Origin of the sequence: Buchnera aphidicola (Nurudea yanoniella) (assembly GCA_039829995.1) — a bacterium.
Classification (GTDB): domain Bacteria; phylum Pseudomonadota; class Gammaproteobacteria; order Enterobacterales; family Enterobacteriaceae; genus Buchnera_B; species Buchnera_B aphidicola_AV.
This window is the reverse complement of sequence record CP140036.1, coordinates 410,411-423,181: the sequence shown is the minus strand read 5'-3', so window position 1 is coordinate 423,181 and position 12,771 is coordinate 410,411. Positions and strand designations below refer to the sequence as shown.

Genomic DNA, 12,771 nt, shown 5'->3' with positions numbered 1-12,771 from the left:
TAAAATTTTTGCATTCTAAAAATTTTTTTATAAACCGTAATATTCAAAGAATATATTTTAGAAAGTTAAGAAAATTACTTACATTAGAAGAAAAGTATCTGTATTCTATAAAAATTTCCCGTATGATATTTGATTCAAAAGTTCTTAGTTTTTGTAAAAATATTGCAGTTTTTTTATCTTTTGATGGAGAAATTGAAACTAGTGTATTAATATCAAAGTTGTGGCAGAAAAAGTATAATGTTTTTGTTCCTGTTATTCATTCATTTCGTAAAAAAATATTGTTATTTTCTGAATATCTTTATAGTACTAATCTTGTATTAAATAAATTTAATATTCTTGAACCTATAGTATTTGATAAAAATTCTTGTTTTTCTTGTTATGAAATGGATATAATTATTTGTCCATTGGTAGCTTTTGACAAATTTGGATACCGTTTAGGAATGGGAGGAGGATTTTATGATAAAATTTTATATAATTGGAAAAATAAAAATTTTTTTCCCATTGGATTAGCTTATGATTTTCAATTAATAAATAGACTTTCTCCAGCTCCTTGGGAAACCCCCCTTCCAGTGATTTTTACTCCTAGTAAGTTATGGAAGCAATATAATTAAAATTTTTATATTTTAGAATATATTTAAGTTTTTGATTGTTTAGACTTATTAAATTATGTTAAAAATTTAAGTAATAAACGTGATAATTTTTTATTTCATAGAATATATTCTCAATGTTGTTTTTTAATGTTTGCACAATTATGATAAACATATGGATTATGATTGCCTTGAACATTAGATATTAAATTGTCTCTTTTGCATTCCCAGGAGCTAACTGGGTATTTTTTGTCCCATTCATAAAATAATTTCATTTGTTTTTTTGAAATATTCAATTGATATTTTTCATTCATGTAAAAATAAGTTCTCGCAATAGCTCCTTTAGACGCATTTGGAGGTTCAGCTATTTTGTTTTTAAAGTCAATTTTCATTGAGCAATAGCCATATTGATATTTTGTTTCATTTTTTAATTGTCCGTATTCAAAATTGCTTCGATCAGCGTTAATCTCACCTATTACAGGTTGTAAATTGTGAAGGTCTGTTTCTATTTTTTCGTAATTTTCGTTATTAGAACAATTTTTCCTTCCACCCTTTTTCCAACATGCTTGTAAATGTCCAAATTTCCATGCGGGTACAACATGTTCCCATTCTATTCTATGAGCTCTTATTGCATTTTTTCGAATTTTATAACCGCATGATTTAAGTTGAGGTGTGCCTCTTTTCTTTATCCATGATATTTTACATCCGCAATAAAAAGAACTAGGTGCATAAAAATTAATTTTCTGGGCTTCTAATTTAGCATGATAAAAATTTTTATAATTTCTATCGTGTATTTTATGTTTTTTACAAGATAATGAAAATAATATAATTACAAAAATAAATAGTATTTTCATTGGAATCTTTTTTAGTTGTAAGTACGACATTTAATTAATATACAAATAAGTTTTAAGTGAAATAGTTATGTGTTAACAAATATGTATTAAATAGTATTTCATATTTGTGTAATTTATTTTTTTAGTTTACGTCTTAATAAATTAGTATTTCAAAAATGTATATTGTTTTGTTAATTGAATTAATAATGGAAATATTGAATATACAATAATACTTTTTTTATTGTCGATTTTATTCATTTTTAATAAAGTGTATATTTTTATTCTTCTTTATTTTCCATTTTTTTTTGCATACAATGTGAACGTAATACTTCCTTGATAAAATCTTTTTCTTGAAATTTTGAAAATGGTTTTTTCATAACTTTATTTTTGTTTTTTATAGCTAATTGTATTCCAATGTCTATAATGTTTTTGTTCATGTATCTTTTCAAGATTTTTTTAGAATATGTTAAATTTACATTATCAAAATATTTAAATATTTTTTGACATGATTTTTTGTATATATTTTTTTTTAACTGATAGTCTAAAATTTCTGCTATATGAAAAAAGTCTTCTATTAAATATTTTCCTACAGACTCTAATGTTTTTTTTTGGCCGTATGTAGTTGTGTATACGGTTTGTTTAGGTTTTCTTCCTTCGAGACTAACAATTTCCCAGTTTTTAGTATAATGTTGTAGTTCTTTATTTGTCATTTTAGGAGAATGTGATATGACACACCAAATTAAAAATAGATCTAATAATAATATTTGTGTTTTGTTAATACCAATACATGAAAAGGGGTTAATGTCTAATGATCGTACTTCTACGTATTGAATACCTTCTTTTATCAAGTTATTTAAAATAGAACTTTTATAGTTTAATGCTGTTTTAGGACGGATGTGAGTATATAATTCATTTTCTATTTGTAGTATATTCGTATTGATTTGTTTTCGTTTTCCATCTAGATCGGTTAATCCTAATTTTTTAAATTTTTTAGATGGTGTTTTTAATCCATATTTCAGCGAGGATATATAGCTGTTTAAGGAGTTAAATGTTAATTTTAAATTTTTTATTGATTCGTTAGTATGGCCTAATTGGCTTAACCGTAAAGATGTAGACCATGGTAAATATAATATTCCATTTTTTTTTTTAAATTTTAAATCGGTTTTTTTGTTTTTAATAAAGTGTGGTTCAATAGCTGGAGATGCTCCAAATAAATAAGGTATAATCCATCCAAATTTATAAAAATTTCTAATTAAGTTTAAATATCCGACAGATATAAAATTTTTTTCATAAATTTTATTATTTTTTTTCCATATTTTCCAAAATGTTATAGGTAGTGAAAAATTATAATGTACTCCAGATATAATATTCATTAATGCACTATATCTATTTTTTAGACCTATTCTATAAAGTGTTTTCATGTTTCCAAGTTGAGATGTTCCATATTTTGCTAAATTTATAGAATTATTTAAATTTGTACATGGTGGAATACTAAATGGCCATAAATATTCAGTTTTTATGTTTTTACTAACAAATTTATGAATATCATGTAAAATAGAAAGTAAACAATTTAAGTTTTTCACAGGAGGAGTTATAAGTTCTAATAATGATTCAGAAAAATCAGTTGTAATCCATTTATTAGTTAAGGCGGACCCTAAGTTATAAGGATGATCTTTTTTTGAAATTTCTCCATTTAAGTTGATACGTAATGTTTCGCGTTCAATTCCCCTGAGTATGTTCTGAGAAAGGTTTGGAATAGATTTTAGCCATTCAATTTTATGAAGTATTTTAGGAATCAAATTAACCTCTTATATTTCATTTTAGCAATATGAAAAATTTGTATTTTCTTAAAAACTTTATAAAAAGGATAAATGAAAAAATTACGAATATACAGATTGAATTTGAAAAATATTTTTTGCATCCGGAAGGATTTGAACCTCCGACCTCTCGGTTCGTAGCCGAGTGCTCTATCCAACTGAGCTACGGATGCTATTCTAGAATTTAAGCATGGTGAGAGAGGGATTCGAACCCTCGATGCAAGAAATTTACATACTCCCTTAGCAGGGGAGTGCCTTCAACCACTCGGCCATCTCACCTAAAATATGTGCTTATAATATTTTAAAATAATATTTAATAATTATATTTTATTCGAATCAGATTATCATATTGATTTTATATTGTATAGCAATTTTAAAAAAATGTTTTAGTTATATTAGTTATTTTAGATTTCAATTACAAATTTATATATTATAAAATATAAAATAAATAATACTGAGTTTTTCAGCACCTCGCTTCAATAAAAGATAGCAAGATGCTGATATAATTTAAAAATTAGGTTTTTGATTTTTTTCAGCTTGAATTCTTTGATATATTTCTTCACGATGTACTGAAATTGTTTTAGGAGCATTGACACCAATACGTACTTGATTTCCTTTTACACCTAATACTGTTACAGATATCTCATCACCAATGATGAGTGTTTCTCCCACTCGGCGAGTTAGAATAAGCATGTATTTTCCTTAAAAATCTTTAAAAAGTTGTGACTTATCCAAATTATTGGAATGATGCCTAATATTAGGCTAAATACAAGTTTTAATGTGTTATATTATTTTAAAAATTATAAAAATTTTATATTTTTGGATCATTTAATTGTTAATTTCATAAATGATAGTTAATCCAATTTTTTATATTAATAAGTTCTTTTGAAAGACATGTTAGTTTATTTATTCCACCCTCTGCTATAGAAGTTTTTCCGCCTCCTTTTCCATCTAAGTTTTTTAAAAGTGCATTTAATAAATTTTTAGCAGAAATTTTTTTTGATATGTTGGGTGTAACTCCTATAATTATGTTTGCATGATCTTTTAGCATATTTACTAATATGATTATGGCTGATTTTAATTTAATTTTAATTTTATCTATTATACTTCTTAAAAATTTAAGATCATGATTATTAAAAGATTTTATAACAACTTTCGTATTTTTTATTAGAACAAAATTTTTGCTAATTTTATCAACTATTCTACATGTTTCTTTTTCATTTATTTTATTTATTTTTTGTTTTAGTTTTTTATTGTTTAAAATAAGAACTTTAATAGAGTCTACGATATTTGTATTTTTGGTTTTTAGTATTTCAGAAATTTCTTGTAATTTTTTTTCATTTTTATGAATGTTATATAAAGCTATTTGACCAGTAGTAGCTTCTATTCGTCGAATTCCAGATGATATACTTCTTTCGTTAGTAATTTTAAATAAACCAAGATCTCCTGTTCTTTTTGCATGAGTTCCTCCACATAATTCAATCGAAAAATTGTTAATTGAAAGGACGCGAACTATTTCATCATATTTTTTGTGAAATAAAGCGATAATGTTCTTTTTTTTAGCTTCTTCTAATTTCATAATATTTGTTTTAATTAATATGTTTTGGCTAATTTTCATATTAACTATATTCTCAATTTTTTGTAAATCATCTCGAGTAATAAACTTTTGATGAGAAAAATCAAATCGTAAGAAACGATCAGTGATATAGGAACCTTTTTGAAATATATGATTTCCTAAAACTTGTCGTAATGTAGAATGTAATAAATGAGTAGCAGTATGATTAGATTGAATTAAAAATCGACGAATATAGTTAATTTTAGCTATTACTTTATTTCCGACTTTTAAATGTCCTGATATTACTTTTCCTATATGTCCAATAGTTTTGTGGAATTTTTGAGTATCATGAACTTCAAATGTTCCGTGATTGTTTTCAATGAATCCGATATCTCCTATTTGGCCACCTAATTCTGCATAAAAAGGAGTATTTTTTAATATTATTATACCAAATTCGTTTTTTTTAATTATCGTATTAAAGTTGTTTTCATAGATAATTTTAGAAATGTGTGATTCTGTTTGTTTTTCTGTATAACCAACAAAATTAGAGGGTATATCATAAGTATTTAAAATTTCAGTATTAAAATTGTTTGTTTTATAAAACTTTTTATTTTTTGCTTCTTTTTTTCTATTTTCTGTTTTTTTTTTAAATTCTTCAAGATTTACAATAATATTTTTTTCGCGACAAATATCTATAGTTAAGTCTGGAGGAAATCCATATGTATCGTATAAATCGAAGATTATTTTTCCATTTAAAACATTATTTTTAAGTTTTTTAATTTCTATATTTAGTAATTTTAATCCTATTTCAAGAGTATTAGTAAATTTTTCTTCTTCTAATTTTAATATCGTTTCAATATATTTTTGTTTTTTTTGTAAAATATGTGCATTTTCCCCCATAGATTGTATTAGAGCAGGAATAAGTTTATGTAAAAATAAATTTTTTATTCCAATGTAATGTCCATGGCGAATTGCTCTCCTAATAATTCTTCTAAGTACATAGCCATGCTTTTCATTTGAAGGAATAATGTTTTCGGATATAATAAATGCGCTAGACCTAATATGATCGGCAATAACATATACGTGTTTATAATTTATATTTGTAACATCACTTATTTTTACGATTAATTTTATTAGTGGTTGAAATATATCGATATCATAATTAGAATTTACTTTTTGTATGATTCCTGAAATTCGTTCTAATCCCATTCCTGTATCTACTGAAGGAGTTTGCAATTTTGTCATATTATTATTGTCAATTTTATTAAATTGCATAAATACAATGTTCCAAATTTCAACAAATCTTTCTCCGTTATTTGCATTTTTTCCGGGAGGATTTCCAAAAAAACGTCTTCCTTTATCGTAAAATATCTCTGTAGATGGCCCACATGGTCCAGTATTTCCCATTTGCCAAAAATTATCAGAAGTATATTTACAATTTTTTTCGTCCCCTATTTTAATAATTTTTTCTTTTTCTACATCAGTATTTTTTTCCCATATGTTGTGTGATTCTAAATCGTTATCATAAACAGTGATCCATAATTTTTTTTTAGGTAAATTTAGCCATTCGCGTGATGTAAGAAATTCCCATGCATATGTAATTGCTTCTTCTTTAAAATAATCTCCAAAACTAAAATTTCCTAACATTTCAAAAAATGTATGGTGTTTGAATGTATATCCTACATTTTCAAAATCATTATGTTTTCCTCCCGTTCGTAAGCAATTTTGTACAGTAGCTATTCGAGTATATTTGAAATTAGGATCTTTTTTCAAAAATAAATTTTTAAATTGATTCATTCCAGAATTTGTAAATAATAGGGAGGAATCATCTGAAGAAACTAATGAACTCCCTGGAACAATGATATGTTTTTTTTCTTTAAAAAACTTTAGAAATATTTTTCTTATTTCATCAGTGGTTTTTTTCATTTTTAAGTGTATTTTAATAGTTTGAGAGAAGTTAAAATATATAATTAGTTGTAATTTTTTATATTGAAATATTTTTATGTATTGTACGCTTTTATTGAAAAATTTTCTTTAGTCAAAGTAATATAAATTATTTTATGTATATTGCAATTTGGTTTTTTATTTAAAAAAATAAATAAATTTAAAATTTTTTATTAAGTAATAGATTTAATTTTATATAATACTAAATATTTATAATAATTATATTGTATTTTTAATACAGTAAATAATTTTTTAAATTTAGGTATAATTAAATAAGTTACAAATATTTTTTATAACTATTTTTTGGAAGTTTTATGACTAATACTAAAATTTTAACAGCTGTTATTCCTAATGTATTTCAGGTGGATATGCGATTAGATAGAGTGTTAGCAAAGTTATTTTTTGAATATTCTAGAACTTATTTAAAAAAATGTATTTTAAATCGTCAAATTTGTATTAATGGTATAGTTTTTAATAAACCTAATATCAAGGTGTCATGTGGCGATATAGTTACTGTTAAAATAATAAGCAATGCAAATATAAATCATCCCCAAGATATTCCTTTAAATATAATTTATGAAGATAATGATATTTTAATTATTGATAAACCAGATAATTTGGTTGTACATCCAGGAGCTGGTCATAAAGATGGAACTTTGTTAAATGGATTATTATACAAAAGTAATAAATTTATAAATGTGCCTCGTTCTGGGATAGTTCATAGATTAGATAAAAATACTACAGGTTTGATGGTAATTGCAAAAAATATTTTTTCTTATAATACTTTAATTAGATCTATGAAATCTAGAGAAATTATTAGACAATATGAAGCAATAGTTCATGGGAAAATGATTTCTGGTGGAAGTATTTCTTTTCCAATTAAACGGCATTCATCCCGGCGTACTATAATGACTATTGGAATTAGGGGAAGAGAAGCTATTACGCATTATAGAATCATAAAACGATTTTCTTTTTGCACTCATTTAATGGTTAAATTAGAAACAGGACGAACTCATCAAATTCGAGTACACATGTTAAATATTAATCATCCTTTGATAGGAGATCGTGAATATGGCAATAAATATAAGTATTGCAGATATATAAATTCATCAACGCATAATATAGTTAAAAATTTTCCGAGACAAGCTCTTCATGCAAGTAAATTACTTTTAAAACATCCAAGAACGTGTTCATGGATGGAATGGAATAGTTCTATTCCAGAAGATATTTTAAATTTATTAAATCATTTAAACAAAAATAATGTATAAAAATATAATTGTAGTAACTATTTTAAATTATTTTTATTAAAAAATTTTTAATTTCATGTGATTGTATCATATATATTTGTATAAATTTCTGTATTTATAAAAAAATTTTTTAAATTTAAGATTACTTTGTTTTTATATTTTACAAATTTATACATAAAAGTATTTCCTTGGAAAAATTTTTATATATTTTAAGTGTATTGATTTATTTATGAAATTATAAAGATCATTTGTTTTTCTTTATTTTTTTAGATCTTTTTATCGCTGTTTTTAGAGCCCAGAGATAACCATCTAATCCGAAACCACAGATTACTCCAGATGAAATATCTGACAACCATGAGTGAGATCTAAAACTTTCACGAGAATAAATGTTAGATATATGTACTTCTATGAAAGGCACATTAGTACTAAGAAGTGCATCTCGTATAGCTATACTAGTGTGCGTATAGGCGCCGGCATTTATTATAATATAATCTATATTATTTTTAGAATCATGGATAGCATTGATTAAAGTACTTTCCGAATTAGATTGAATATGATGTATTTTTGCATTTAGAATTTTTGCTTCTTGATTTAATTTGTTGATTAGTTCATTTAATTTAATATTTCCATAAATATTAGGTTCTCTTTCTCCTAATAAGTTTAAATTAGGTCCGTTAATTACTAAAATATTAAGTAAATATTGCATATAGTTTTTCTTTTTATTAGTTTATGTACAATATATAATTTATGAATTTTATATATTATTATGTTTTGACTCAAAATATTTTTTGTATATAAGAATATTTTAATAGAGATATAATTTATATTACAAAATAATTCATAAAAGTTTTTAGTTAATTATTGTGATATAAATGTATTAAAAATTTTTATAAAATAGTTTTTAAGATTATTTCATGATAAAAATGTATGATTTTTATGAAGATGTTATTTTTATTTGTTTTAATTAACATTAAACTAATTATATTAGTTTATTTTTTATATTATGAAAATAAAATGTTAATAGAAATATGTTAATAACACAATATTATTTTTATAATAATTTTTAATTACATTGATATTTTTATATTTTAATAAGAGAGTTATAATGGTTCTTGATTTAGTGACTGAAAATTTGTTGTCTTCAAATAATATTTCTTATAATAATTTATTTGAAATTTTAAGTAGCATTTCGAAAGAACAAGTAGATTATTCTGATCTTTATTTTCAATCGAATAATAATGAATTATGGATATTAGAAGATAATATTGTAAAAGAAGGGATTTTTCATATTAATCAAGGCGTAGGAGTACGAGCAATATTTCAAGAAAGTACTAGTTTTTCGTATTCAGATGATATTTCTCTGCATTCTTTAAAGGAAAGTGCATACTTAGCAAGTAGTATTTTAGAAAAAAATAGTCATGGTACTCGTGTCAAACCTTTTTTAAAAGTTAAAAAAAAACCTTTATATGCTTCAAAAAATCCATTAATACAGTTTAGTTCAAAAGAAAAGATAGATATTCTTTATCAAGTTAATGCGATTGCGCGAAGTGTTGATTGTCGTGTAATTAGTGTTAACGCTACCTTGAGTAGCGAATATAGCCAAATATTAATTGCTTCTACAGATGAAACTTTATCTGCTGATGTTCGGCCTTTAGTTCGTCTTTCAGTTAATGTTATAGTAGAAAGTAAAGGAAAACGCGAACATGGTTCTAGTGGAGGAGGCAGTAGAGATGGCTATAATTTTTTTTTAGAAAATTATATTTCTGGAATTTCTTTGGTAGAATTTTATGCTAGAGAGTCTGTGAGAATTGCTTTAGTTAATTTATGTGCTAAAAGTGCTCCTTCAGGTATGTTTCCTGTTATTTTAGGCCCGGGTTGGCCTGGAATTTTGTTACACGAAGCAGTTGGTCATGGATTAGAAGGAGATTTTAATCGTCAAGGAACATCGGCTTTTTCTGGGAAAATAGGACACAAAGTAGCTTCGAAATTATGCACTATTGTAGATGATGGAACGATAAAAAAAAAGAGAGGTTCATTAACAATTGATGACGAAGGAGTTCAAAGTCAATATAATATATTAATAGAAAATGGAATTTTAAAAAACTATATTCAAGACAAGTTTAATTCTCGTTTAATGGGGGTTAAATCTACTGGAAATGGAAGGAGGGAGTCATATGCACATTTACCGTATCCACGTATGACAAATACATATATGTTACCAGGAAAATCAACTCCTGAAGAGATTATTGATAGTATAGAGTACGGAGTATATGCCCTTAATTTTAGTGGAGGACAGGTAGATATTACTTCGGGACACTTTGTTTTCTCTACTTCTGAAGCATATTTAATAAAAAATGGAAAAATTTTAAATTCTATTAAAAATGTTATGTTAATTGGTTCGGGAAGTAATGTAATGAAAGAAATTTCCATGGTAGGAAATGATTTCAAGATAGATGAAGGAGTTGGAACATGTATAAAAAATGGACAAAGTGTTCCCGTTGGAGTGGGTCAACCAACAATAAAGTTAGATAAAATTACAATAGGAGGAACATCATAAAGAATTATAATATTGAGATATTATTGTTAATATTTAATATTTTTAAAAAATCATAGGTTAAATTAATTTTTATAGAAATTATGCAGTCAAGTTGTAATTAATATGACTGCATGACAATTGCGTTTTATAAAAAATTAAAAGGAATTTTTTCTTAAATAATATTATTTCTTTATTAATAGTTCTTTTATTTTAGCCGCTTTTCCTATTTTTTTTCTTAAATAATATAATTTTGATTTTCTTACATCTCCATATCTTTTTATATTAATGTTTTCGATATGGGGCGAATTAGCATGAAAAACGCGTTCTATAGCATCTCCATGAGATATTTTCCGAATACAAAATGAGAAGTAAGCATTTCTATTACGTTTAGATATAACTATTCCTTCAAATGATTGAAGTCTCTTTTTCGCTCCCTCCACTATCCATATTTTAACCTCTATAGTATCTCCTGATCTAAAAAAAGGAAATTTTTTTTTAATTTGTTCTTTTTCTATTGTTTGAATAATATTCACAATAATAAGTTTCCGATATATATTTTAAGGTGAATTGATTTAATTTTTTTTTAAAAATTCGATTTTAAATTGTTTCAGTAAGTTTAGTTCTTTTTTTGAAAGTTGTATTTTTTTTAATAAATCTGGTCTTTTTATCCACGTTTGACCTAATGATTGTTTTAGCTTCCATATTGCTATTTCTTTATGATTTCCAGATAACAGAACGTATGGAACTTCTATATTATTGAAAATCCTAGGTTTTGTATAATAAGGACAATCTAATAATCCATTATAAAATGAATTATTTTTTTTTGATTGATTTTTTTTTAATACTCCAGGAATAAATCGACACAACATATCTATTAAGATCATCGTAGGTAACTCTCCTCCGCTGAGAATGTAATCTCCAATTGATATTTCTTCATCTATTATTTTACTACTGATTAAGCGTTCGTCTATACCTTGGTATCGCCCACATAAAAAAATTATGTGTTGTATTTTTGACAATTGTTTAATTTTTTTTTGATGTATTTTAGATCCTTTAGGAGATAAATAAATGACTTTTGATTGAGAATGTATTATAGATTTAGCGTGTTCTATTGCTAATTTAAGTGGTTCTGCCATCATTAGCATTCCAGGACCACCCCCGTAAGGAAGATTATCAATGTTTCTATATTTATTTTTCGTGTAATTTCTTGGATTTAATATTTCAAGTTTTATTATTCCTTTTTTGATTGCTTTTCTAGTAATTCCATAATTTATAATGGAATGAAACATATCTGGAAAAATACTTATTATTCCTATGTGTAAAAAATTTTTTGTATTTTTTTTTACGTTATATTCGTTCAAAACTTTGATTCCATTTGACTATAATCATCTTTTTTGCAATATTTATTTTTTTTATAATTGTTTTTGTAATAAAAGGTATTAAGATATTTTTGTTTTTCATGATGTTTTTAATTATAAGTATATCATTAGATGGTGTTTTAATAATTCTGCTCACTATACCTAATTTTTCATTACTTTCATTTATAACATTGCAATTTATTATGTCTTTCCAATAATAATCATTTTTTTTTAATTGTGGTAGTACGTTTTCGTCAATGTTAATATATTTATTAGTTAATGTTTTAGCACTAGACCGATCATCTACGTCTTTTATTTTTGCTATGAAATATTTATTTTTATTTTTCCAATTGCAAATATGAATAGTTTTTTTTGTTTTTTCTTTCATTATGTACAAAGGAAAATATTTAAAAATATTTTTTTTATTTTCTGTAAAAGAAAATATTCGAATCCATCCTAATATTCCATACGGTATTCCAAATTGTGCGATAACTAAACTTTTACAGTGTTTATTTTTCGTATTTATAATTTTAACTCTTTATTTGCATGTAAATATTTTGAGGATTTTTTCATTAAACTTTTTACTCTATCCGACATCGAAGCACCATTTTTTTTCCAATATTGTAATCTTTCGAAATTGAAACGTAAAATTTTTCTAGAATTTTTAGGTAAAATAGGATTAAAAAATCCTATTTTTTCTATAAATTTTCCATTTCTAGGTGATCTGCTGTCAGCCACAACTATTCTGTAAAATGGACGTTTTTTAACTCCTAATCTTGCTAAACGAATTTTTACCATGATAATTTTTCTTTTGTTAAATATTTATAATAATTTCATATATTATAACTTAAAAAAGATTTTGTAAGAAATATTTTATTTCTTTGTAATTTTTTT

The 12,771-nt window shown here is 24.6% G+C and carries 12 protein-coding genes and 2 tRNA genes; 3 read left to right on the top strand and 11 right to left on the bottom strand.

Features of this window, described 5'->3' with window-relative positions; genetic code table 11:
• The first annotated feature begins 8 nt into the window (after positions 1-8).
• Positions 9-611, top strand: a complete 603-nt coding sequence (locus tag U0T64_01890) for a 5-formyltetrahydrofolate cyclo-ligase (GenBank protein XBC41113.1) — start codon at positions 9-11, stop codon at positions 609-611.
• A 110-nt stretch (positions 612-721) separates the two neighbouring features.
• Here U0T64_01890 and U0T64_01885 read toward each other — a convergent pair whose 3' ends face one another.
• From U0T64_01885 to alaS, 6 genes are all read right to left on the bottom strand, one after another.
• Positions 722-1,441, bottom strand: coding sequence for an endonuclease (locus tag U0T64_01885; protein XBC41112.1), 720 nt, complete (start codon positions 1,439-1,441; stop codon positions 722-724).
• A 257-nt stretch (positions 1,442-1,698) separates the two neighbouring features.
• Positions 1,699-3,219 carry a glutamate--cysteine ligase gene (gene gshA, locus U0T64_01880; GenBank protein ID XBC41111.1) on the bottom strand — a complete coding sequence of 507 codons (1,521 nt, stop codon included), beginning with the start codon at positions 3,217-3,219 and terminating at the stop codon, positions 1,699-1,701.
• 117 nt (positions 3,220-3,336) lie between these two features.
• Positions 3,337-3,410: transfer RNA gene (locus U0T64_01875), tRNA-Arg, on the bottom strand.
• An 18-nt stretch (positions 3,411-3,428) separates the two neighbouring features.
• A tRNA-Ser gene (locus U0T64_01870) sits at positions 3,429-3,516 on the bottom strand.
• 228 nt (positions 3,517-3,744) lie between these two features.
• Positions 3,745-3,930 (bottom strand): carbon storage regulator CsrA, encoded by a 186-nt coding sequence (gene csrA, locus U0T64_01865; GenBank protein XBC41110.1) that lies wholly within the window; start codon positions 3,928-3,930, stop codon positions 3,745-3,747.
• A 148-nt stretch (positions 3,931-4,078) separates the two neighbouring features.
• Positions 4,079-6,718, bottom strand: a complete 2,640-nt coding sequence (alaS, locus tag U0T64_01860) for an alanine--tRNA ligase (protein XBC41109.1) — start codon at positions 6,716-6,718, stop codon at positions 4,079-4,081.
• A 332-nt stretch (positions 6,719-7,050) separates the two neighbouring features.
• Here alaS and rluD point away from each other — a divergent pair, with 332 nt between their 5' ends.
• The gene (gene rluD / locus U0T64_01855; protein ID XBC41108.1) at positions 7,051-8,004 is read left to right on the top strand and encodes a 23S rRNA pseudouridine(1911/1915/1917) synthase RluD; all 954 of its coding nucleotides are present in this window, start codon (positions 7,051-7,053) and stop codon (positions 8,002-8,004) included.
• Between the two features lie 223 nt (positions 8,005-8,227).
• Here the strand turns inward: rluD and aroQ are convergent, their stop codons facing one another.
• Complete coding sequence (gene aroQ / locus U0T64_01850) at positions 8,228-8,689, bottom strand: type II 3-dehydroquinate dehydratase (protein XBC41107.1); 462 nt, start codon at positions 8,687-8,689, stop codon at positions 8,228-8,230.
• Between the two features lie 399 nt (positions 8,690-9,088).
• Here aroQ and tldD point away from each other — a divergent pair, with 399 nt between their 5' ends.
• The gene (gene tldD / locus U0T64_01845) at positions 9,089-10,540 is read left to right on the top strand and encodes a metalloprotease TldD (protein ID XBC41106.1); all 1,452 of its coding nucleotides are present in this window, start codon (positions 9,089-9,091) and stop codon (positions 10,538-10,540) included.
• 161 nt (positions 10,541-10,701) lie between these two features.
• On the opposite strand, the gene rplS is transcribed toward tldD, so the two are convergent.
• The 4 genes from rplS to rpsP form a co-directional block, all read right to left on the bottom strand.
• Entirely contained in the window at positions 10,702-11,055 is a 354-nt protein-coding gene (gene rplS, locus U0T64_01840; protein XBC41524.1) for a 50S ribosomal protein L19, read from the bottom strand.
• Positions 11,056-11,091: 36 nt separating this feature from the next.
• Positions 11,092-11,808, bottom strand: a complete 717-nt coding sequence (gene trmD / locus U0T64_01835) for a tRNA (guanosine(37)-N1)-methyltransferase TrmD (GenBank protein ID XBC41523.1) — start codon at positions 11,806-11,808, stop codon at positions 11,092-11,094.
• Positions 11,809-11,866: 58 nt separating this feature from the next.
• Positions 11,867-12,322 (bottom strand): ribosome maturation factor RimM, encoded by a 456-nt coding sequence (rimM, locus tag U0T64_01830; GenBank protein XBC41522.1) that lies wholly within the window; start codon positions 12,320-12,322, stop codon positions 11,867-11,869.
• 77 nt (positions 12,323-12,399) lie between these two features.
• The gene (rpsP, locus tag U0T64_01825) at positions 12,400-12,675 is read right to left on the bottom strand and encodes a 30S ribosomal protein S16 (protein XBC41105.1); all 276 of its coding nucleotides are present in this window, start codon (positions 12,673-12,675) and stop codon (positions 12,400-12,402) included.
• Positions 12,676-12,771: the final 96 nt, after the last annotated feature.

Coding starts and splice junctions, on each gene's coding strand:
- tldD (XBC41106.1), top strand. CDS start 9,089: ATGGTTCTTGATTTAGTGACTGAAAATTTGTTGTCTTCAAATAATATT.
- rpsP (XBC41105.1), bottom strand. CDS start 12,675: ATGGTAAAAATTCGTTTAGCAAGATTAGGAGTTAAAAAACGTCCATTT.
- rluD (XBC41108.1), top strand. CDS start 7,051: ATGACTAATACTAAAATTTTAACAGCTGTTATTCCTAATGTATTTCAG.
- alaS (XBC41109.1), bottom strand. CDS start 6,718: ATGAAAAAAACCACTGATGAAATAAGAAAAATATTTCTAAAGTTTTTT.
- csrA (XBC41110.1), bottom strand. CDS start 3,930: ATGCTTATTCTAACTCGCCGAGTGGGAGAAACACTCATCATTGGTGAT.
- aroQ (XBC41107.1), bottom strand. CDS start 8,689: ATGCAATATTTACTTAATATTTTAGTAATTAACGGACCTAATTTAAAC.
- trmD (XBC41523.1), bottom strand. CDS start 11,808: ATGTTTCATTCCATTATAAATTATGGAATTACTAGAAAAGCAATCAAA.
- U0T64_01885 (XBC41112.1), bottom strand. CDS start 1,441: ATGAAAATACTATTTATTTTTGTAATTATATTATTTTCATTATCTTGT.